16 protein-coding genes and 1 pseudogene are annotated in these 22,305 nt (G+C 74.1%); 12 read left to right on the forward strand and 5 right to left on the reverse strand.

Features of this window, described 5'->3' with window-relative positions:
- Positions 1-32 precede the first annotated feature (32 nt).
- From HN013_RS10040 to HN013_RS10055, 4 genes are all read left to right on the forward strand, one after another.
- Positions 33-2,186, forward strand: a complete 2,154-nt coding sequence (locus HN013_RS10040) for a biotin carboxylase N-terminal domain-containing protein (RefSeq protein ID WP_171165346.1) — start codon at positions 33-35, stop codon at positions 2,184-2,186.
- Positions 2,183-3,310 carry an acyl-CoA dehydrogenase family protein gene (locus HN013_RS10045; protein WP_171165266.1) on the forward strand — a complete coding sequence of 376 codons (1,128 nt, stop codon included), beginning with the start codon at positions 2,183-2,185 and terminating at the stop codon, positions 3,308-3,310. Before HN013_RS10040 ends, HN013_RS10045 begins: the two co-directional genes overlap by 4 nt.
- Before the next feature lie 64 nt (positions 3,311-3,374).
- Positions 3,375-4,106: an enoyl-CoA hydratase family protein gene (locus HN013_RS10050; protein ID WP_171165268.1), complete on the forward strand. Its 732-nt coding sequence runs from the start codon at positions 3,375-3,377 to the stop codon at positions 4,104-4,106.
- Complete coding sequence (locus HN013_RS10055) at positions 4,094-4,693, forward strand: TetR/AcrR family transcriptional regulator (RefSeq protein ID WP_171165270.1); 600 nt, start codon at positions 4,094-4,096, stop codon at positions 4,691-4,693. The genes HN013_RS10050 and HN013_RS10055 overlap by 13 nt, the downstream gene beginning before the upstream one ends.
- A gap of 57 nt (positions 4,694-4,750) precedes the next feature.
- On the opposite strand, the gene HN013_RS10060 is transcribed toward HN013_RS10055, so the two are convergent.
- Positions 4,751-5,845: a citrate synthase 2 gene (locus HN013_RS10060; RefSeq protein WP_171165272.1), complete on the reverse strand. Its 1,095-nt coding sequence runs from the start codon at positions 5,843-5,845 to the stop codon at positions 4,751-4,753.
- A gap of 529 nt (positions 5,846-6,374) precedes the next feature.
- Here HN013_RS10060 and pdxH point away from each other — a divergent pair.
- The gene (gene pdxH, locus HN013_RS10065; RefSeq protein ID WP_249374875.1) at positions 6,375-7,082 is read left to right on the forward strand and encodes a pyridoxamine 5'-phosphate oxidase; all 708 of its coding nucleotides are present in this window, start codon (positions 6,375-6,377) and stop codon (positions 7,080-7,082) included.
- Positions 7,083-7,684: 602 nt separating this feature from the next.
- Positions 7,685-9,109 carry a PAS domain-containing protein gene (locus tag HN013_RS10070; RefSeq protein ID WP_171165280.1) on the forward strand — a complete coding sequence of 475 codons (1,425 nt, stop codon included), beginning with the start codon at positions 7,685-7,687 and terminating at the stop codon, positions 9,107-9,109.
- Between the two features lie 55 nt (positions 9,110-9,164).
- Here the strand turns inward: HN013_RS10070 and HN013_RS10075 are convergent, their stop codons facing one another.
- Positions 9,165-9,923: an SIS domain-containing protein gene (locus tag HN013_RS10075; RefSeq protein ID WP_171165282.1), complete on the reverse strand. Its 759-nt coding sequence runs from the start codon at positions 9,921-9,923 to the stop codon at positions 9,165-9,167.
- Positions 9,924-10,107: 184 nt separating this feature from the next.
- On the opposite strand from HN013_RS10075, the gene HN013_RS10080 reads away from it, so the two are divergent.
- The 4 genes from HN013_RS10080 (at position 10,108) to HN013_RS10100 (ending at position 15,733) form a co-directional block, all read left to right on the forward strand.
- Entirely contained in the window at positions 10,108-10,800 is a 693-nt protein-coding gene (locus tag HN013_RS10080; protein WP_171165284.1) for a metal-dependent transcriptional regulator, read from the forward strand.
- Between the two features lie 734 nt (positions 10,801-11,534).
- Positions 11,535-12,422 (forward strand): alpha/beta fold hydrolase, encoded by an 888-nt coding sequence (locus HN013_RS10085; RefSeq protein ID WP_171165286.1) that lies wholly within the window; start codon positions 11,535-11,537, stop codon positions 12,420-12,422.
- Between the two features lie 215 nt (positions 12,423-12,637).
- The gene (locus HN013_RS10090) at positions 12,638-14,122 is read left to right on the forward strand and encodes an FAD-dependent monooxygenase (protein WP_171165288.1); all 1,485 of its coding nucleotides are present in this window, start codon (positions 12,638-12,640) and stop codon (positions 14,120-14,122) included.
- Positions 14,123-14,659: 537 nt separating this feature from the next.
- A complete protein-coding gene (locus tag HN013_RS10100) occupies positions 14,660-15,733 on the forward strand; it encodes a CE1758 family FMN-dependent luciferase-like monooxygenase (RefSeq protein ID WP_171165290.1) in 1,074 nt (357 codons plus the stop codon).
- Between the two features lie 231 nt (positions 15,734-15,964).
- Here HN013_RS10100 and HN013_RS10105 read toward each other — a convergent pair whose 3' ends face one another.
- The 3 genes from HN013_RS10105 to HN013_RS10115 form a co-directional block, all read right to left on the reverse strand.
- A complete protein-coding gene (locus HN013_RS10105; RefSeq protein WP_171165291.1) occupies positions 15,965-17,575 on the reverse strand; it encodes a transporter in 1,611 nt (536 codons plus the stop codon).
- Positions 17,572-18,360: an ABC transporter ATP-binding protein gene (locus tag HN013_RS10110; RefSeq protein ID WP_171165293.1), complete on the reverse strand. Its 789-nt coding sequence runs from the start codon at positions 18,358-18,360 to the stop codon at positions 17,572-17,574. The genes HN013_RS10105 and HN013_RS10110 overlap by 4 nt, the downstream gene beginning before the upstream one ends.
- A gap of 144 nt (positions 18,361-18,504) precedes the next feature.
- Complete coding sequence (locus HN013_RS10115; protein WP_171165295.1) at positions 18,505-19,179, reverse strand: bifunctional DNA primase/polymerase; 675 nt, start codon at positions 19,177-19,179, stop codon at positions 18,505-18,507.
- Positions 19,180-19,494: 315 nt separating this feature from the next.
- Between HN013_RS10115 and HN013_RS10120 the strand changes: the two genes are divergently transcribed.
- On the forward strand, positions 19,495-20,883 hold the full coding sequence (locus HN013_RS10120) for a transcriptional regulator (protein WP_171165297.1): 1,389 nt from the start codon (positions 19,495-19,497) through the stop codon (positions 20,881-20,883).
- A 632-nt stretch (positions 20,884-21,515) separates the two neighbouring features.
- Positions 21,516-22,305, forward strand: a pseudogene (locus HN013_RS10125) (hypothetical protein); the annotation flags it as partial.

Here is a 22,305-nt window from a genome sequence, read left to right on the forward strand (position 1 = left end):
GGGTGAGTCAGAGGGGTGAGTCAGAGGTGACCGTGATCGGATCCGTGCTCGTCGCCAACCGGGGCGAGATCGCCTGCCGCGTCTTCCGCACCTGCCGCGAGCTCGGCGTCGCGACGGTCGCCGTCCACTCGGACGCGGACGCGGGCGCGCGCCACGTCCGGGAGGCCGACGCGGCCGTCCGGCTGCCGGGCAGCGCGCCCGCGGACACCTACCTCCGGGGCGACCTGCTGGTCCGGGCCGCGCGGGCGGCGGGGGCGGACGCGGTGCATCCGGGGTACGGATTCCTCTCCGAGAGCGCGGAGTTCGCCCGCGCGGTGGGGGAGGCGGGGCTGGTGTGGATCGGGCCGCCGCCCGGGGCGATCGAGGCCATGGCGTCGAAGACCCGCGCCAAGGAGGTCGCGGCCGCCGCCGGCGTGCCGGTGCTCCGGCCCCTCGACCCTGCCGCCCTTCCTGCCTCCGCCCTCCCCGTGCTCGTCAAGGCCGCGGCGGGCGGGGGCGGCCGGGGCATGCGGGTGGTCCGTGAACTCGGCGCGCTGGACGCGGCCTTGGCAGCGGCGCGTACCGAGGCGGCGTCCGCCTTCGGCGACGGCGAGGTCTTCGTCGAGCCGTACGTGGAGGGCGGGCGGCACGTCGAGGTCCAGGTGCTCGCCGACGCGCACGGCACGGTGTGGACCCTCGGCACCCGCGACTGCTCCCTCCAGCGCCGCCACCAGAAGGTCGTCGAGGAGGCCCCCGCTCCCGGCCTGCCCGGGGACCTGCGGGACGCCCTCTGCGCCCACGCGGCCGGACTCGCCCGCGCCGTCGGGTACATCGGGGCCGGAACGGTGGAGTTCCTGCTCGGCGCGGACGGGCGGCCGTGGTTCCTGGAGATGAACACCCGCCTCCAGGTGGAGCATCCGGTGACGGAGCGCGTGTACGGGGTGGACCTGGTCGCCCTCCAGCTCCGCGTCGCCGAGGGCGGCCGTCTGGAGGACGCGCCACCGGCCCCCGCGGGCCACGCCGTCGAGGCCCGGCTGTACGCCGAGGACCCGGCGCGGGACTGGCGGCCGTGGACGGGCACGGTGCACACCCTGGCGCTGGATCCCGACGGCGCCGGGCTGCGCGTCGACTCCGGCACCGGCGACGGCGACACGGTGAGCCCGTACTACGACGGCCTGCTCGCCAAGGCCGTCGCCTGGGCCCCCGACCGCCCCGCCGCCCTCCGGTTGCTCTCCCGCGCCCTCGAACGCGCCCGCATCCACGGGCCGGTCACCAACCGCGACCTCCTCGTCCGCTCCCTCCGCCACCCGGAGTTCGCCTCCGGCCGGGCCGGGACCGACTTCTACACCCGCCACCTCGCCGAACTCACCACGCCTTGTGAACGGGACGTCCGGCTCGCCGCCCTCGCGGCCGCCCTCGCCGACGCGCAGGGGCGGTCGCCGTACGGCGGCTGGCGCAACGTCCCGTCCGGACCCCAGGTGAAACGCTTCCGCTCGGAGCCGGACGGCGTGGAGTACGAGGTCCGTTACCGCCTCGGGCGGGGCGGGACGCTGGTGGAGCCGGACGGGGTGGCGCTGTGCGAGGCCGCCCGGGACCGCGTCGTCCTGGAGACCGGGGGCGTCCGGCGGCCGTTCGCGGTCGCGTTCCACGGCGCGTCGGCTTACGTGGACGGGCCTTCGGGCGGTTGGTCGTTCACCGTTCTGCCGAGGTTTCCCGATCCCGTTTCCCCGGCTGAACCGGGTTCGCTGCACGCGCCCATGCCGGGCACGGTCGTCCGCGTCGCTGACGGGGTCGGGCCAGGGAAGGGGGTGGAGGCGGGGCAGCCGTTGCTGTGGCTGGAGGCGATGAAGATGGAACATCGGGTCGTCGCCCCCGCGTCCGGCACTCTTACGGTGTTGCATGCCGTCCCCGGGCGTCGGGTGGCCACTGGGGACCTGCTCGCGGTCGTGGCAGCCGATGCTGCTGGTGCTGCTGACGGTGTCTGTGCTGCCGGCGCCCGTGACGCGGCCGCTACTGGCGGCGCGGGCGCCACTGGTGACGCGGGCGCCACTGGTGACGCGGGCGATACCGCCGTCACCGGCGAGGTCACCGACAGCGCCGGGAGCGCCAACACCGCCGTCATAGCCGACGTCTCCGTCACCCCCGTCAGCCCCGACACCCCCAACACCCCCGCCCCAGCCGTCCCGGACGAGGAGGCCACACCATGACCACCGCACCGACCGGCACCGCCGAACAGCACGCCCTGCGCACGGCCGTCGCCGCCCTGGGCGCCCGCCCGCTGAGTGCGGACGAGCTCTGGGCGGAGGCGGGGAAGCTCGGCTACCTGGGCGTCAACCTGCCGGAGGAGTACGGCGGGGGCGGCGCCGGGATCACCGAACTCGCCATCGTCCTGGAAGAATTGGCGGCAGCGGGCAACCCGCTGCTGCTCATGGTGGTGTCGCCCGCCATCTGCGGCACGGTCATCGCCCGGTTCGGCACCGAGCGGCAGAAACGGACGTGGCTCCCCGGGCTGGCGGCCGGGAGGCTCCGGATGGCCTTCGGCATCACCGAGCCGGACGCGGGTTCCAACTCCCACCGCATCACCACCACCGCCCGCCGCGACGGCGGCGACTGGATCCTGACCGGCAGGAAGGTCTTCATCTCCGGCGTGGACGTCGCCGACGCCACCCTGATCGTCGGCCGTACGGAGGACGCCAGGACCGGCCGCCTCAAGCCCTGCCTGTTCGTCGTCGACAGGGACGCACCCGGCTTCGGGCGGACCGCCATTCCCATGGAACTCTCCGGTGACCTGCGGCAGTTCGAGCTCGTCCTCGACGACGTGCGGCTGCCCGCCGACGCGCTGGTCGGCGACGAGGACGCGGGTCTGCTCCAGCTGTTCGCCGGGCTGAACCCGGAGCGCGTCATGACCGCCGCGTTCGCCCTCGGCCTCGCGCGGTACGCGCTCCGGCGGGCGGTGGAGTACGCCCGCGTCCGCGAGGTGTGGGGGCGGCCGATCGGCGCCCACCAGGCCGTCGCGCACCCGCTGGCGGAGGCGCACATCGGCATCGAACTGGCCCGTCTGATGACGGACCGGGCGGCCCGGCTGTACGACGCGGGCGACGACGCCGCCGCGGGCGAGGCCGCGAACATGGCCAAGTACGCGGCCGCGGACGTGGCCGTCCGCACGGTGGACCAGGCCGTGCACACCCTCGGCGGGAACGGGCTCACCAAGGAGTACGGACTGGCCGCGCTCATCACGGCGGTGAGGGTGGCGCGCGTGGCTCCGGTGAGCCGCGAGATGATCCTGAACTACGTGTCGCACCAGAGCCTCGGGTTGCCCAAGTCGTACTGAAGGGAGGGGCATTACGGCCCCGACCGGTCCACCCGGGCCATCTGACAACCCAGACGGAGAGTCCATGCCCGTACGCCTCGACGCCGACGCCGGCGTCACCACCCTCACCCTCGACTTCCCCGCCCGCCGCAACGCGCTCTCCGCCACCCTGATCGACCACCTCCGCGCCGGACTCGGCCGCGCGGCGGACGACGCGGGGACCCGGGCCGTCGTCCTCGCGCACACCGGTTCCACGTTCTGCGCGGGCGCCGACCTCGCGGAGCCGCCGGGCGCGGCGGAACTGGTCGCTCTGCTGCGGGAGATCACCGAGCTGCCGAAACCGGTGGTGGCCAGGATCGACGGTCACGTCCGGGCCGGCGGGCTGGGCATCGTGGGCGCCTGCGACCTCGCGGTGGCGGGGGAGGGGGCGACGTTCGCGTTCACCGAGGTCCGGCTCGGCCTGGCCCCGGCGGTGATATCGCTGCCGCTGCTGCCCCGGCTGGAGCCGCGCGCGGCGGCCCGGTACTGCCTGACGGGCGAGACGTTCGACGCCCGGGAGGCGGCGCGCGTCGGGCTGGTCACGGTGGCGGCCCCGGACGCGGGAGAGGCCCTTGCGGGCGTCCTCGACGGGCTGCGGGCGGCGTCCCCGCAGGGGCTGGCGGAGACGAAACGCCTGCTCACGGCGGACGTCCGGGCCGCGTTCGACCGCGACGCGGACGCGCTCGTGGCCCTGTCCGAACGGCTCTTCGCGTCGCCGGAGGCCCGCGAGGGCATCGCGGCCTTCCTGGAGCGGAGGCGGCCCGCGTGGCGATCCTGACCGACCCCAAGCAGAGCCGCGGCCGCGCCACCCGCAGGAGGCTGCTGAACGCGGCCGTCGAGTGCCTGGCGGAGTACGGCTGGGCGGGTTCGACCGCCGCCGTGGTGGCCGAACGGGCCGGGGTGTCGCGCGGCGCCCTGCAGCACCACTTCCCCACCCGGGAGGACCTGTTCACCTCGGCCGTCGAGCACATGGCGGAACAGCGGTCGGCGGCGCTCCGCGCGGTCGTCGAGAACGCCGCGCCGGTCCTCGGCCCCGCCCGCCGGTACCTCGTGGTGACGGAGCTCGTGGACCTCTACACCGGCCCGCTCTTCCGGGCCGCCCTGCACCTCTGGGTGGCCGCCGCCACCGAGGAGCACCTGCGGCCGCGCGTCGTCGAACTGGAGGCGCGCATCGGCCGCGAGGCCCACCGCATGGCCGTCGAACTCCTGCACGCGAACGAGAAGGAGCCCGGCGTCCGGGAGACCGTCCAGGGCCTGCTGGACATGGCCCGGGGCCTGGGCCTCGCCTCGCTCCTCACGGACGACGGGGCGCGGCGGCGCCGGGTGGTGGAGCAGTGGATGGCGATCCTGGACGATGTGCTGTGAGCGGGTGGGGGCGCTCGCCCACGGGGCGACCGCCCCCACCCCCACCTCCCACCGCTGTCAGCGCCCCTGGTACCCGGGGATCTCCCGCGGGTCGCGCGGGCCCGGGCCCACGTACCGCGCCGACGGCCGCACCAGCCGGCCGGTCCGCTTCTGCTCCAGGATGTGCGCGCTCCACCCGGCTGTGCGGGCACAGGTGAACATCGAGGTGAACATGTGCGCCGGCACCTCGGCGAAGTCGAGCACGATCGCGGCCCAGAACTCGACGTTGGTGGCGAGCACCCGGTCCGGACGGCGGTTGTGGAGCTCCTCCAGGGCCGCCTTCTCCAGCGCCTCGGCGACCTCGAACCGGGGGGCGCCCAGCTCCCTGGCCGTACGGCGCAGGACGCGGGCGCGCGGGTCCTCGGCCCGGTAGACGCGGTGGCCGAAGCCCATCAGGCGCTCGCCCTTGTCCAGGGCCTGCCTGACGTAGGCGGAGGCGTCGCCGGTCCGCTCGATCTCCTCGATCATGCCGAGGACGCGGGACGGCGCGCCGCCGTGCAGCGGACCGGACATGGCGCCGACCGCGCCGGAGAGCGCGGCGGCGACGTCCGCGCCGGTGGAGGCGATGACGCGGGCGGTGAACGTGGAGGCGTTCATGCCGTGTTCGGCGGCGGAGGTCCAGTACGCGTCGACGGCGGCGACGTGCTTGGGATCGGGCTCGCCGCGCCAGCGCTTCATGAAGCGCTCGACGACGGTCTCCGCCTTGTCGATCTCCCGCTGCGGCACCATCGGCAGGCCCTGGCCGCGCGCCGACTGGGCCACGTAGGAGAGGGCCATCACGGCGGCGCGGGCGAGGTTGTCGCGCGCGGTGGCCTCGTCGATGTCGAGGAGCGGCTTCAGGCCCCACACGGGGGCGAGCATGGCGAGCGCGGACTGGACGTCGACGCGGATGTCACCGGAGTGGACGGGGATGGGGAACGGCTCGGCGGGCGGCAGCCCGGGGTTGAAGGAGCCGTCGACCAGCAGGCCCCAGACGTTTCCGAACGAGACATTGCCGACCAAGTCCTCGATGTCGACGCCTCGGTAGCGGAGTGCGCCGCCCTCCTTGTCGGGTTCGGCGATCTCCGTCTCGAACGCGACGACTCCTTCGAGTCCGGGTACGAAATCGGACATCAGGCGGCTCCTCGTGATGTGTTCGACAAGCGACTGCTGACCGTGGCGGTGTCCCCGGCCGGTGGTCAGCGGGATGTCTGTGCGGTGTCTGGTGGTCCTGCTGCGGCGGTCCCCGGGCCCGTCCCGGCGGGTGGCGGGGCGGGTGCCGGACGGATGCGCGGCCGAGGCTCGCGCTCCGTGTCGTTCTCGGGTCCTTCTCGGCTCGTTCTCACCGGTCATGCCCCGTGCGGGAGCACTTCACCCGGCCCTTCACCCGTACTCCTCGGGGAGCCGGGTCAGGCCGGAAACGATAGCCGGTGCTGTGGGGGGTCCACAGCCTTCCACCTGCCGATTTTGGTGGGTTCGCCACATGCGGGGAAGGGTGATGTCCGGCACACAGTGCATTTCACCACGGGAAGGGTTGGGAGGGGTGGTGGCGGGGCACAATCATCTGTTCCGTACGCGGAGCCGCCGACGCGGCGTGCTGCTGCGGAGGTGCCGACGCGGACGTGCTGCTGCGGACGTGCCGCGGGTGCTGCAAGATGAGCGGATGCCCGACGTCTTCCCCTTCTCCCCGGCCGGGGACCCCGACGGCGCGCTCGACCCCGCCGTCATGCGCGCGCAGTACCGCACGGCCGGTCTGCTGGAGTCCGACCTGGCCGGCAGCCCGTACCGGCAGTTCGCACGGTGGTTCGCCGAGGCGACGGCGAGCGGGCTGGAGGAGCCCAACGCCATGGTGGTGTCGACGGCGGACCGGACCGGACGGCCGAGTTCGCGGACGGTGCTGCTGAAGGCGTTCGACGAGCGCGGGTTCGTCTTCTTCACCAACTACGGCTCCCGCAAGGGGCTGGAGATCGCGGGCAACCCGTATGTGTCGCTGCTGTTCCCCTGGCATCCGATCGCCCGTCAGGTCATGGTCGCCGGACGGGCGGAGCGGGTCGCTCCGGAGGAGACGGCGGCGTATTTCCACTCCCGGCCGCACGGTTCGCAGGTCGGCGCCCTGGCGAGCGCGCAGTCGACGGTGGTCGGCTCCCGGGCGGAGATCGACGCGGCGTACGCCCGGCTGGCGGCCCGCTACCCGGAGGGCACGGAGGTGCCGGTGCCGACGGAGTGGGGCGGGCTGCGGGTGGTGCCGGAGAGCGTGGAGTTCTGGCAGGGGCGGGAGAACCGGCTGCACGACCGGCTGCGGTTTGTGCGGGTGGAGGGGGAAGCGGAGGGAGCGGGGCGCGAGTGGCGGGTGGAGCGGCTGTGCCCGTAGGGGCGGACGCTGTTGGCTCGTGACCCGTGAGAGCCGTTTGTCCGTGAGCGCCGGTGGCTCGTGAACGCCGTTTGTCCGTGGACGCTGCTTGCCCGGGGACGTCGTTCCGCCCTCGGACCTTGTGTTGTCATGGGACGTCGTTCCGCCTGCGGACCTTGTGTTGCCGGGGGACGCCGTTTTGCCCGCGGACGCCGTCTTGCCCGCGGACCCTGTTCCGCCCGTGAACGCAGACGATCCGTGGGCCGGTGACCGCCGCGCCTTACGGCGCGGCGGTGCCGAGCGGACGACTCGGCGGCCCACGGATCGGGTGACTGCTGGGAATTGGCCGGCTCACCCCGGGCCACGAAGGCCCGGAAGGTACCCGGCGCTGCGCTCTGCGCGACGACGGGCGCTAGCCCGCAATCACCTCACGCGTCCGGACTGAAATCATCGGTCCGATCACCTCCCTTCTCGTGTGCCCCACACAGTAGGCAGCCCTCGCGGGGGTCACAAGCGAATTTCCGGGGACACCGATTTCGGCGAAGACGGTGTGGTGCCGGGCGGTGTCGAGTTGAATGACCCGTCGTGCAGGACATGCAGACGCGTCCAGCTGGGGGTATCTCGTGACCGCTCCACACCACTCCGGTCCCGCCCGCCACGAGGCCCGCCCTGGAACCGGGGACACCGACGCCGGGCCCGTCCCCGAGGGCGAGGACCACGACCTTCTCGCGGCCCTCCTCGACGGCATGGACGCGGCGCTCTGCGCGTTCGACGCCGAGGGCACGGTGACCCACTGGAACCGCGAGGCCGAGCGGATCCTGGGCTGGTCGGCGGAGGAGGCGGTGGGCCGGGAGGGCCTGACGGGCTGGGCGGTGCGCGAGGCGGACGCGGCCGCGGTGAGCGCCCGGCTGGTGGACGCGATGCAGGGGAACGGGCGGCAGGTCGACGAGTTCGCGCTGCTCACGAAGGACGGCGGACGGGTGCTGGTACGGACCCAGACGTCGGCCGTGCCGGGCACCGACGGCAGACCGGCCGGCGTGTACTGCGCCTTCAGCGAGGTCCACACCCAGATCGACCTGGAGCGCTCGGTGGCGCTCAGCGAGGCCCTCTTCGGTGACGCGTCCTGGGGCGTCCTGCTGATCGACGCCGACCTGCGCCCGGCCCTGGCCAACGCGCACGCCGCGCGGGCCCTGCGGTCGAGCCGTTCCGGGCTGCTCGGCCGCCCGCTCGGGGATCTGCTGGACCAGGGCCTTGAGGACGTGGAGAGCGCTCTCCAGCACGTCCTGGCGACAGGCGCCCCGCCGGCCCCGACCGAGCTCTGGGTGACCGTGCGCGGCGGCACGGACGGCGGGGCCGACGGGCGCGGGGCGGGCGCGCCGGAGCGGCGCTGCTGGCGGAGCGGGTTCCTGCGGCTCGCCACGCCCCTCGCCGAGGAACCGGTGCCGCTGGGCGTCGCCTGGCTCTTCCTCGATGTGACGAAGGCGCGGCTGGCGGAGCAGGAGAGCGCCCGGCTGCGGTTCCGCGGCAGTCAGCTGCACCGGGCGGGGCGTGCGGTCGCCGAGTGCGAGGACCCGATGGAGGCCGCGGCCCTGTACATGGACTTCGCCCTCGCCGGCTTCGCCGACCACGCCCTGATCGACCTGCTGCCCGACCCCGGGCCCGACCCCGAACACCCCATCCGGCTGCTCCGCGCCGCCGCCACCCCGGCAGGGGCCGGCGTCTCCGGCACCGCCTCGGTCCGCGGCGGCCTGCCCGTGCCCTACCGGGACGGGCACCCCGCCCTCCAGGCCGTCGAGCGCTGCGGCTCCGTCCGGGCCGTCTCCGACCGCACCCGCGACTGGGCCGCCACCCGCAAATGGCCCGCCGGCACCCAGCACGCCCTCTCCACCGCCCTCCGCAGCCGCGGCAGGACCGTGGGCGTGGTGACCTTCCTGCGCGGCCCCTCCCGCCGTCCCTTCGACCGCGCGGACGCGACGTACGCGGAGGACATCGCGACGCGGGTGGCGGCGGCGGTGGACCTGGCGGCGGTGACGGCGGCGGCGGGCTGAGCGGGGGAGCTCACGGGGGCCGGAACGGAGTTCACGGGTGCCGGAACCGGGGAGCTCACTGGTGCCGGAAGAAGATCCGGTCCCGGTACTCCGCGAACACGCGTCCGTTCCACTCGTGCCCGCCGTCCACGTTCCCGGACCGCAGCATCGGCGGCTCGGTCCCGCGCGCGGCGAGCTCCCCGGCGGCCGAGGCGATCACGGCCTGCATCAGGGCGCTGGTCACGACCGTGGACGCGGGGGCGAACGGCGCGGTGATCCCCTCGGCGGTCAACTCCGCGTCCCCGACGGCGATCTTGCTGTCGATGACGACGTCGCAGTGGTCCTTGAGGAATGTCCCGGACACGTGCCGGGACTTGGTGTGCTCGGCGTAGGCGAGCGAGGTGACCCCGACGACCTTGAGACCGAGGGCGCGCGCGTTCATGGCCATCTCGACGGGCAGTGAGTTGCGGCCGGAGAGGGAGATGACGATCAGGACGTCGCCGGGCTGTACGGGGCTGGTGTCGAGTACCGCGCCGGCCAGCCCGTCGACCCGCTCCAGCGCGCTGCCGAGGGTGGCGGGGGTGACGTCGACGCCGACCGTGCCGGGGACGGCGAGGAGGTTCACCAGGGCCAGGCCGCCGGCCCGGTAGACGACGTCCTGGGCGGCGATGGAGGAGTGACCGGCGCCGAAGACGAAGATCCGTCCGCCGCGCTCGACGGTGTCCGCGATCATGGTCCCCGCGGTGGCGACGTGCTCCGCCTCCTCGTCGCGGGCCCGCCGGAGCAGCTCGATCGCGGCGTCGAAGAACTGGCCGGCCAGCTTGTTCCCGCTCATCGCTATGGGCTCCTCGGCATCGGTGTCGGCGTCGTCGGCGTCATGGTGGCGCGGCTCACGTTGCGCGGTTGACCTGCACCCTGTCAATACGGAGGTCGCGGGCGGGGCGGTACGCGCCCGGCTTGTCAGTGGTATGCGTCAGAATTGACTCCAGGGCCAGCGCACGACTTATCGAGGGGCACGCATGTCCGGACTGATCGACACCACGGAGATGTATCTCCGCACCATCCTGGAGCTGGAAGAGGAAGGTGTGGTCCCGATGCGTGCGCGCATCGCCGAACGGCTCGACCAGAGCGGTCCCACGGTGAGCCAGACGGTGGCCCGTATGGAGCGCGACGGCCTGGTCACGGTCGCCGGGGACCGGCACCTGGAGCTCACCGAGGAGGGCCGTCGGCTGGCGACGCGCGTGATGCGCAAGCACCGGCTCGCCGAATGCCTGCTGGTCGATGTGATCGGCCTGGAGTGGGAGCAGGTGCACGAGGAGGCCTGCCGCTGGGAGCACGTGATGAGCGAGGCCGTCGAGCGGCGCGTCCTGGAGCTGCTCCGCCACCCGACCGAGTCGCCGTACGGCAACCCGATCCCGGGCCTGGAGGAGCTGGGCGAGAAGGCGGAGGCCGACCCCTACCTCAACGAGGACATGGTCAGCCTGGTGGACCTGGTCCCGGGGGCCGAGGGCAAGACCGTGGTCGTGCGGCGCATCGGCGAGCCGATCCAGAGCGACGCGCAGCTGATGCACACCCTGCGTCGCGTGGGTGTGCAGCCGGGCGCGGTGGTCAGTGTGACGGAGTCGCCCGGTGGGGTGATGGTCGGCAGCAGTGGCGAAGCCGCGGAGCTGGCCTCCGAGATCGCCTCGCACGTCTTCGTCGCCAAGCGCTGAGCGCCGGGCGATCCTCTCGAACAACCCGCGCTGACCGGCGGATTCCCCCCGTCCGCCGGTCCGGGCGGCCCCCGGGCGGCCCCGGCCGTCCCTGGCCGTCCGGCCTTGCGCGGTGGCTCCCCGAGGTGTGCGACGGGCTCGCGCGCCGTTCTCCCGGGGTGCCGGACCCGGTGCCGATGTGGTCAACTGCCCATTCCCCGGCCGGAGTCGGCGGAAGTCGGCGGAACGCGTACATACGCCCCCGGGGCGTGTCACGCTGGCGTGGTGGCATATGCGCTCGCGCCGCCGACGAGGGAGGGGCCCGATGAGGCACAGGGCGCCGACGACGGCTTCCGGCAGTCCCGTGACACTCGCGCCATCCGTCGCGCCTGCGACGCCCGCCGTGCCCGCGTCCCGCGTCGTGCCTGCGGCACCCACGGCATCTCCGGCACCCACAGCATCTCCGGCACCTCCGGCGCCCATGACAAGGGCCCCGGCGCCCTCGCGGGCGGCCGGGGCCCCGCCTCCCCGTGTTCCCCCAGCGGCGACCCGGGGCCCCGAGCTCCCAGGGTGCGCCTCGCGGACCTGTTTCCCCGAGCGGTCCGCGCCCGAGTCGATTTCTCCCCTTGGCGACGACGGTCAACCCTCGGCCCCGGTCACTCGAACGAGGGGTGTTGAGCGCGACGGCCGACTCATTCGAAAGGGGGTTCCATAAGGTGGAGCAGTCCGGGGGTGAAGTGGGGGTGCCAGGAGTGATGGCGCGGCGTATCGATGTCAGTGGGAGCGGTGGAGTACGGCTTGCCGCCTGGGAGTTCGCCGACCGGCCGCAACCGCTCGAACCGGCCGGCCCGTTCGCCGCGGGCCGCGGCTCCGGCCCCGCCGGTGTTCTCCTGCTGCACGGTCTGATGGGCCGGGCGGCGCACTGGGCGGAGACCGCCCGCTGGCTCTCCACCCGCTACCGCGCGGTGGCCCTCGACCAGCGAGGGCACGGGCGCAGCGAGAAGCCCGTCGGCGGTCCGTACGTGCTCGACGCCTACGTGGCCGACGCCGAGGCCGTCGTCGAGCAGCTGGGGCTCGCCCCGGTCACGCTCATCGGCCACGCGATGGGCGCCCTCACGGCCTGGCGGCTGGCCGCCCGCCGGCCCGACCTCGTCCGGGCGCTGGTCATCTGCGACATGCGCGCCTCCGCACTGGGCGCCGCCACCCAGCGCCGGTGGGGCGAGTGGTTCAAGTCCTGGCCCGTCCCCTTCGCCACGCTCGCCGACGTCCGCCGCTGGTTCGGCCAGGAGGACCCCACCCTGGACCGCCCCGCCCCCGCCCGAGGCGACTTCTACGCCGAGGTGATGGCCGAACGCGCCGACGGCTGGCGCCCGCTCTTCTTCCGCCGCCAGATGCTCCTCGCCCGCGAGGCCTACGCCCACGACGCCCACTGGGAGGAGCTCGCCCTGGTCGAGTGCCCCGCCCTCGTCATCCGTGGCCTCGACGGCGAACTGGGCCGCGCGGAGGCCCAGGAAATGGTGCGCGTCCTCCCCCGGGGCCGCTACGCCGAGGTCGCCGACGCGGGCCACTTCCTCCACTACGACCAGCCGGGCGCGTGGCGGAGGGTGGCGGAGCCGTTCCTGCGGGGGGCGGTGCCGGTGTAGGGGGCGCGCTGCTCAGCCCGTCCGGCGTTTGAGGACGCGCGCCGCAGGCGCGCTCGGGGGTGCGGGGGCGCAGCCCCGCAAGAAACGGTGAAAGGGAGGGACCGGGGCGAGACCAACGAAGGTGCCCGCATTAATTCAACGCCCGTTGACATCCACCCATCCCGGGTGTGCACTGGAAGGGAAGGGCAAGGGAACCAAAGCCGGAGGTGTCCGTCATGTCCGCTCGCACCGCCTTCCCCACGGACGTCCTCGTCGTAGGCGCCGGCCCCACGGGCCTCCTCCTGGCCGGTGACCTCGCGGCAGCGGGCATCCGCGTCACCCTGCTGGAACGGCGGGGCCGGGAGTCCAACCTCACCAGGGCCTTCGCCGTCCACGCCCGCACCCTGGAGGCGTTCGACGCCCGGGGACTCGCCGAACCGCTGATCGCCACGGGCCACCTGGTGGGCGGGGTGCAGCTCTACGGCCGGACCGCCCTCGACCTCGGCCGGCTGGCCACCCGCTTCCCGGGCGTCCTGATGACCCCGCAGTACCACGTCGAACACCTTCTGGAGGAGCGGGCCGTCGCGGCCGGCGCCGACATCCGGCGCGGTGTGAAGTGCACCGGTCTGCGACAGGACGCCGAGGGCGTCGACGTGGACGTCGAGGAGGCCGACGGCACCGCCCGCACGCTGCGGGCCCGGTACGCCGTCGGTACCGACGGCGTGCACAGCACCGTGCGGCGGGCGATCGGCATGCCCTTCCCGGGGCGGGCCGTCCTCGACTCCGTGATGCTCGCCGACGTGCGGCTGGACGCCGCCCCGCAGGACGTGCCCGCCTTCGGGGGCGGCGCCGAGGGGTTCGCGTTCGTCGTCCCCTTCGGCGACGGCTGGTTCCGGGTCATCGCCTGGCGGCGCGGCACCCGGCTGCCCACCGACGCCCCCGTCGACCTCGACGAGCTCAAGGACGTCACCCGCGCCGTCCTCGGCACCGACTTCGGTATGCGCGACGCCCGTTGGACCTCGCGCTTCCACAGCGACGAGCGCCAGGTGCCCCGCTACCGCGACGGCCGGGTCTTCCTGGCCGGCGACGCCGCGCACGTCCACTCGCCCGCCGGCGGCCTGGGCATGAACGCCGGTCTCCAGGACGCCGCCAACCTGGGCTGGAAGCTCGCCGCCGTGCTCCGGGGCCGGGCCGGGGACACCCTCCTGGACAGCTATCACACCGAGCGGCACCCGGTCGGCGAGCAGGTCCTGCGCCTCAGCGGTGCCCTCGTCCGCGCCGTTCTGCTCGACTCGCCCGTGGCCCGGGGCGTGCGTAACACGGCCGCCCGCGCCCTGCGCTTCGCGCCGGCCGTCGGCCGCCGCGTCGCCCTCACTGTCTCCGGTCTCGCGATCGCCTACCCGGCGCCTCCCGGCTCCCACCCGCTGACCGGCCGCCGCGCCCCCGACCTGCCGCTCGTCGAGGACGGCACCGGGCCCACCCGCCTCTACGAGGCGCTGCGCGCCGGTACGTACGTCCGCGTCCTGCCGCGCGGCGCCCACCCGGACGCCACGGCGGCACCCGCCGACGCCCTCACCGTCACCCGCACCGACGCCGTCCGCACGGCCCTGCTCGTCCGCCCGGACGGCTACGTGGAGTCGGCGGAGGAACTCCCGGCGGCCTGGTCCCTGACGGAACGGGAACCGGCGGTGGCCGCGGCCACCGCCGCTGCCGCGGCCTGAACCGCCCCCGCCGTCGCCGCCCCCGCCCCCGCCACCGCCGTCGCCGACGGCGGGGGCGCCGACAGCTCCCTGCGGCAGGTCGGCGGCGCGCTGGGCCCCGCCGTCCTGGGCGCCGCCCTCGCCGGCAGGACCGAGGGCGCGCCGGCCGAACGCCGCACCGCGGCCTTCCTCGACGCCGTCCACCTGTGCCTGATCATCTCCGCCGCGCTGTTCGTCGTCGCGGTGCTGGGCCTGACCCTGCTCGGCGGCCCGCGCGAACCGGCGGCCGGGACCGGCGCCGCGCCCGCCTCCACACCGCAACGCTCCCCGGAGCCGCCCGGCCCACGACGCCGACGGGCGCCCGTCCCGCCGGAGGCCGTCCGGCGTGCGGCGCGGCCACCGAACGTCCGGCACCGGTGCCGCCACGGGCGGCAGCCCCGTCCGCCTCGGCCCACAGCGAACACTCGTCCCCCGGAACCCCTTTCGCCCCGGCAGGACCCGGCCGAGCATGGCCTTCGACCTGTCCCACCATGAACCATTCCGAGGAGTACGAGACCGATGCAGTTCGGAGTCTTCACCATCGGCGACGTCAGGACCGACCCGGCCACCGGCCGCACCCCGACCGAGCGCGAGCGGCTCATGATGATGGCCGCCATCGCGGAGAAGGCGGAAGAGGTCGGTTTCGACGTCTTCGCCACCGGTGAGCACCACAATCCGCCCTTCGTGGCGTCGTCGCCCACCACCCTGCTCGGCTACATCGCCGCGCGGACCGAACGGATCATCCTGTCCACGTCCACCACCCTGATCACCACCAACGACCCGGTCAGGGTCGCCGAGGACTACGCGGTGCTCCAGCACCTCGCGGGCGGACGCGTCGACCTGATGACGGGGCGGGGCAACACCGCCGCGGTGTACCCGTGGTTCGGCAAGGACGTCCGCGACGGGATCCCTCTCGCCGTCGAGAACTACACGCTGCTGCACCGGCTGTGGCGTGAGGAGGCCGTCGACTGGCACGGCCGTTTCCGCACTCCGCTCCAGGGCTTCACCTCCACGCCCCGCCCGCTGGACGGCGTCCCGCCGTTCGTGTGGCACGGGTCGGTGCGCAGCCGTGAGATCGCCGAGCTGGCGGCGTACTACGGGGACGGGTTCTTCGCCAACCACCTGTTCATGCCCGGGGAGCACTTCGTCGAGCTCGTCGAGCTGTATCGCGACCGCTTCGAGCAGCATGGCCACGGCAGCCGCGACCAGGCCGTCGTCGGCCTCGGCGGACAGGTGTTCATGCGGAAGGACTCGCAGGACGCGATACGGGAGTTCCGTCCGTACTTCGAGAACGCCCCCGTCTACCGGGGCGCCCCGTCGCTGGAGGAGGTCGCCGCCCGTACACCGCTGACGGTGGGCAGCCCGCAGCAGGTCATCGACAAGACGCTGTCGTTCCGCGGGAACTTCGGCGACTACCAGCGTCAGTTGTTCTCGCTGGACCCGGGCGGGATGCCGCTCAAGGCCGTGCTGGAGCAGCTCGACCTCTTCGGCGAGATCCTTCCCACCCTCCGCGCGGGGTTCGCCGCCGGCCGCTCGGCCACCGCCTCGGCGGGGCCCGTGCACCCGGCGCTCCGTGCGGCGGGGGCCCGTTGACCTATGCCGTCCCCAGGGAGGCTGTCCCCAGGGAGACCGTCCCTCGGGAGGCCGCCCGCCGGGAGGCCGCCCGCCGGGAGGCCGCCCGTCGGAAGGGAGCGGTAACCGGCCGCCGCCCGGAGGCATGGCGCGGCACGGACAGTAACGCTGCGTGATGTCCATGAACACACCGTAGCCCCGGGCACTGACAATGCCCGGGGCCGGCCGGCGGGAGACCCGCCCGTGCGTCCGCTACCCCCTGCTCACCGCGGTCAGGATCTCCGGCAGCCGCGGCGTCATCCGCGCCGCGGCGAACCGCAGTCCCGCCCAGGCCATCAGGGGTCCGTAGGCGATCCCGAGCGGCAGCACGATCCACAGCAGGCCGTGCCCGTCCGACTGGTGCAGCCAGACCGTGAGGGCGACCAGCGGCGCGCACACCGCCACCCCCGCCAGCGACCAGAGCGTGCCGAGCCAGGCGATGCCCGTCTGGCCGGGGGCGATGTTCTTGAACGCGTGGTCCTGCGGAATGGAGTAGGGGAACTGCACCGAGGCCACCGCGCCCGTGCCCAGGAGGCCGCCCAGCATGGCCAGGCACATCCCCATCATCTCGGGGAACTGGTCCCACCGGCCCGTGAGCACCGCCAGGCAGATGATGAGCAGCATCAGGTAGGGCGCCGTGATCAGCGCCAACGCCAGGGTGCGCCCCTTCAGTTCGGCGGCGGCCTCGCGCGGCGAGCCGATCGTCTGGAGCACCATCCAGAAGGCCGAGCCGTCCTGGCCGAACTGGTTGAACATCAGGCTGGTCACCATGACGACCGCGATGAACGCGGAGTACAGGCTGTTGCCGCCCTGCACGACGTTGATGAGCGGGATGGCGAGACCGATCCCGAGCGTCGAACCCCAGGTCATCTTGGTCTTGGGGTCGCGCCAGGCGTATCGCAGCGAGCGCTGGGCGGCCGTGCCCGTCCGGCCGGCGGGCAGCAGCCGCGCCAGGCCCGTACCGGCGCCGCCGCGCTCCTTCGCGGGCTCCGCGACGGCGATGGTCGAGGAGTCGGGCGAGGTCATGACCTTGGTGAGGGTCCGCTGCCACCAGAACATCAGGGCCGCCAGCAGGGCGGCCGTGAGGGCGAGTTCCGCCGCGGCGAGACCGTACTCGCCCTCGCCCGCCGCCCGGACCGCGTCCATCGCCGAGCCCGGCGGGATCCAGCGCGTCACGTCCGCCACCGGTTCCAGCTTGGCCAGACCGGAGCTGGAGAGCTTCTGCAGCGCCAGGTTGACGACCTGCGCGCCCACGCCGATGATCACGCCGCTCAGCAGGGCGAGGTCGCGCCCCTTGCGGCTCGACAGGAGTCGGATGTTCGCAGTCGCTATCGCCCGGGTCAGCGCCACGCAGACCAGCAGCGTCAGCAGCACCGCCGGGACGGCGAGCGCGAACGCCGCGCCCCCGTGCGCCGTCGCGACGACCGAACCCACCAGGATCACCAGCGTGAACGCCGGGCCGATGCCGATCAGCGAGCTGGCCAGCAGGGCCGCGACCAAGGGGGCGGGGCGCAGGGGCAGCATCGCCAGCCGGGTCGGGTCCAGGGTCTCGTCACCGCCGGGGTAGAACAGCGGCATCACCGCCCAGCCCAGGGCGAGCAGCGCCGCCAGCGGCACGACGAGCGCCGCGGCGTGCTCGTGGCCGCGCAGCGCCGCCAGGCCGAGCAGCTGGAGCGCGGCGAGCAGGGCGACGAGGACGATGGAGATGATGAAGACGGCCTTGCGCTTGGTCGACTGGCGCAGGCCGTTGCGCAGCAGGGTCAGCTTCAGCCGGGCGAAGACCGGTACCAGGGAGAGCAGCGGGGCCGATGTGGTGGTGCTCATCGGACGCCGCCCAGCCAGTCGAGGTTCTGGCCCTCGGACAGGGCCCGGGCCCCCACGAGATCGAGGAAGGCGTCCTGAAGGCTGGGCGCCTCCCCCCGGACCTCCGCCAGGGTGCCGTGCGCGCGGATGCGGCCCGCGGCCAGAACGGCGACCCAGGAGCACAGGGACTCCACCAGCTCCATGACGTGACTGGAGAAGACGACCGTGGCGCCGGAGGCGGTGTAACGTTCCAGCACTTGTCGGATGGACTGCGCCGAGACCGGGTCCACACCCTCGAACGGCTCGTCCAGGAAGAGGACTTCGGGGTTGTGCAGCAGTGCCGACGCCAGGCCGATCTTCTTGCGCATGCCGGTCGAGTAGTCGACGACGAGCTTGTGCTGCGCCCCCGCGAGGTCGAGTACGTCCAGGAGCTGGGTGGCCCGCTGGTCCACCTCGTCACCGGGCAGCCCCCGCAGCCGCCCGGTGTAGGCGAGGAGTTCCCGCCCCGACAGCCGCTCGAACATCCGCAGCCCCTCGGGCAGCACGCCGATCACGGACTTCGCCGCGGCCGGATCGTCCCAGACGTCGCGGCCGACGATCTCCACCCGGCCGGAGTCCGGCCGGAGCAGGCCCGTCACCATCGACAGCGTCGTGGTCTTGCCCGCCCCGTTCGGCCCGACGAGCCCGATGAACTGCCCGGCGGGTATCTCCAGGTCCACTCCGGCGACCGCGACCTGCTCGCCGAAGCGCTTCCAGAGCCCCTCTATCCGTACGGCCGCGGATGTCGCTTCCCGTCCCACTGCCATCCCTCGTTCCTGGTGGTACCCGGGGACGGCAGAACCCGCCCCCGCCAATCAGCCTAGGGTCGGCCGGTCGCGGGCGCAGGTGACAAACGTCAACGACTTTCGCGGGACGATCGTCCCGGCAGGCGCCGGGACGGCACCCGGCGGCTAGCGGGCGCGCACCTCGGCGGACTGTCCGCCGCACGCGTAGGCGAGGGCGCTGACCAGCTCCTCCGCGTCAGGGAGCCAGCGGTTGGCGGCGGTGGGCTGGCGTGCCCACTGTACGGCGCCGCGGTTGCCCACCCGGCTGGGTGGTGCCACCACGTAGTCGCCCTCGCCCCGCGCGACCAGGTCCAGTGAGGACGGCCGCCAGCCCAGTTTGCGGGCCGCGTCCGCGACCTTGAGCGCACCTCCCGGGAGGACGAAGAAGAGCATCCGGCGGAACGGGGTACTGGTGATCGGCCCCAGCTCGATCCCCATCCGCTCCATGCGGGCCAGCGCCAGGCAGCCGGCCGACTCGGAGACGTCCAGGGCGTCGAACGTGCGCCCCGTCGGCAGCAGGACCGAGGCCGCCGGGTGTTTCGCCCACATCCGGCGCGCGCCCACCGCGCTGCCGGTGGCCTGTGTGGCCCAGTCCGGCCGGGCCGCGTGGGCGCCGGGGGCGGGGCAGTCGAGATCGCCGCAGGAGCAGCGCTCCCACCCGTCCACGGCCTCCAGCCAGGTGCCTGCGAAAACGTCCCAGTGCCGCTCCTCCGCATATCGCACCGCGGCGTCGAGCACGCGCTCGCCGCGTTGTTGGGGAATGCGCGGGGTCCCTACTCCGATCGTCTCTTCCACGTTCATCACAACTCCCCTTGTCACCAGGGGTTACGGGCCGCCACCTGGGTCCATGTCCCCGGCGGGGATCAGCACACGGGGCGCACGGATGCATGTGCGGGGGCGCAGAGGCGGCTTCGCCCCGGCAAAGGGGTAGCCACCTGCGAGGCGGAAGCCGGCACAGCCGACGCATTCACCAACGCTCTGGCATCAATACGGGAAAGTCCGGCATTCTCGGGACATTGGGGGGAAAGATCGCAGAGGAAGGCGCTCTCAGCTGTCTCAGCTTCTCCGCACTTCGCGAAGGACTTCGCGAACGGATAGCAGTCTCAGGGGGTACAGATGGCCGCACGGCCACTCGTCGCGCGGCAGCCGAACGAACGGCTGCAGGCGCTCATTCAGGAAGCCGGCTGCTCCAACGCCGGACTGGCGCGCCGCGTCAACATGTGCGGCGCCGAGCACGGCCTTGATCTCCGCTACGACAAGACGTCCGTGGCCCGCTGGTTGCGCGGTCAGCAGCCCCGAGGGCGCGCCCCGGCCGTGATCGCCGAGGCGCTCGGCCGCAAGCTCGGCCGGACCGTCACGATCGACGAGATCGGCATGGCCAACGGCAAGAACCTCGCCTCGGGCGTGGGCCTTCAGTTCTCCCCGACCGTCATGGGGGCGATCGAGCAGGTCTGCGAGCTGTGGCGGAGCGACGTCGGCCGCCGGGACTTCCTCAGCGGCACTTCGGTGGCCTCCTCCGCGCTGGTCGAGCCCAGCCGCGACTGGCTGATCACCGGGGCCGACCCGCAGGTCGCGCGGAGCGCGGGCGCCCGGGTGGGGATCTCGGACGTCGAGGCCGTCCGCGCCACCACGGACGCCCTCGTCGAGCTCGACCACCGGTACGGCAGCGGGCACGTCCGTCCCGTCGTCGTCCACTACCTCAACAGCGTCGTCTCGGGGCTGCTGGCGGGTTCGTACCGGGAGGCGGTCGGCCGCGACCTCTTCGCCGCCGTCGCACGGCTGACCGAACTGGCGGGCTACATGGCCGTCGACACGGGACAGCCGGGCCTCGCCCAGCGCTATTACATCCAGGCCCTGCGGCTCGCCCAGGCCGCGGGCGACCGCGGCTACGGGGGCTACGTCCTCGCCGCCAGCATGAGCCACCTCGCCGCGTCCCTCGGCAACCCGCGCGAGATCGCCCAGCTGGCGAAGGCGGCGCAGGAGGGCGCGCGCGGGCAGGTCACGCCACGGGTCGAGGCGATGTTCTACGCCGCCGAGGCGCGCGGCCACGCGCTGCTCGGCGACGCCCGGTCCTGTCAGACGGTCGCGGCCAAGGCCGTCACCAAGCTCGAACAGGCCGACGGAGGAACGGATTCCGGTGACGATCCGCCGTGGATCCGGCACTTCGACCGCGCGTACCTCTCCGACGAACTGGCCCACTGTCACCGCGACCTGGGCCAGGCCGAACCGGCGCGGCGGCACGCGGAGGACGCCCTGGCCAACCACCCGGAGGGCCGGGTGCGCCGCCGGGCCATCGGCATGCTGCTGCTCGCCACCGCGCATGTGCAGCAGCGTGAGGTGGAGGAGGCCTGTGTGACGGGCACCCGGGCGCTGGAGCTCCTCGGCACGCTGCGTTCGAACCGGGGCGTGGAGTACCTGGAGGACTTCCAGCAGCGCCTCCAGCCGTACCGGGACGAGCCGATGGTGCGGGACTTCGGGGCGCGGATGGAGATGCAGGCGGCGTAGGGGGAGAGGGGTTGCCGTGCTGTTCCCCCGGTGCCGGGCGGGTCCTCGGGCCCGTCCGGCACCGGAGGGACGCGGTCCGTGCGGGAAACGGCCGGGCGGGCGGGGGCCGGGGGGCTTCCGCCCCAACCACCGCGCGTGGCCTGCCGTCAGGTCACCGGGTAGCGTGAGCCGCTGGCCGTACCCGCACAGCATGAGGAGTCCCGGTGACGCAGAGCGGACAGGGAAACGAGCCGCAGCTCCCTGCGGCCCCGCCCGCGCACGAGGGCGTCGTGCTGCCCTCCCGCCCGGCGCCGGCCCACCCGGGGGACGAGCAGGCGCCGCCGCCCCCGGGACAGCCGTGGGGCGAGCCGTGGGGTCCGTCCGGGGCGCAACGGACGCCGCTGCCCCCGGAGATGCCTCCTCACGCCTCCCCGGCGACGCCGGACGGCTCCGAGGCGACGCGGTACCTCCCGCCGGTGGGCGCGGGCCCGATGCCGGGCGCCCCGCTCCCGCCCCCGCCGTACGCGCGGGGCGTACGGGACGACGCGCCGGCTGCCGACGCCGCGGGTGCGGCGACGCGATACCTTCCGCCGGTGCGCCCGGGTAACGGTGAAATACCGGGAATATCCGGCATATCGGATGGGCGTGGTGCGATGCCGACCCCCGTACCGCCGCAGGGCCTGGCGGCGCGGACGCCCCTCCCCGCTCCTGCGGAGCCGGACCGGCCCCCGGCGCCCGGCGCCAACTCCGCGGTGCCGGAGTACCTGCCGCCCGTGGCCGCCGGCGGCGCGGGCGCCTCGGGCGACCCGGCGACCCAGTACCTCCCGCCCGTCCAGGGCCCGTCGGCCGCCGCGCCCGGGGACGGCGCCGCGACGCAGTACCTCTCTCCGGTCCAGGGCTCGGCGGCCCCCGCGCCCGCGGATGGCGCGGCGACGCGGTACCTCCCTCCGGTCCCGCCCGCCTCCGGCGCCCCGGTGGACTCCGCCGCCACCCAGTACCTCCCGCCGATTCCCGGCGCGGCCCCCGCGGGCTCTCCCTCCGAGGGAGCTGCGACCCAGTATCTGCCGCCGGCTCAGGGCGCGCCCTCGGCCGGGGGGCAGGACCCGGCGGCCGCCACGCAGTACCTCCCGCCCGTCCCGGGAGTCACGGGAAACCCAGGAGGCACGGGAAGCCCGGGGGGCACGGGAAACCCGTCCGCCCCGGACGAGGCGTCCACGCGCTACCTGCCGCCGGTTTCCGGCGCGGCCCCCGCGGGGTCTCCCTCCGAGGGAGCTGCGACCCAGTACCTGCCGCCCGCCCAGGGCGCGCCCTCGGCCGGCGCGGGCGAGCGCACCCCGCCCGTCGAGTTCGACACCCTCTTCCGCGAGTCGGCCGCCGGCGCGCCCGGTCCGCCGCCCGCCCACCGGACGCCCGGCCCGGCGACGCCGCCCGGCCCCCGGGTGC

This window comes from Streptomyces sp. I05A-00742, assembly GCF_013055795.1.
Lineage (GTDB): Bacteria > Actinomycetota > Actinomycetes > Streptomycetales > Streptomycetaceae > Streptomyces.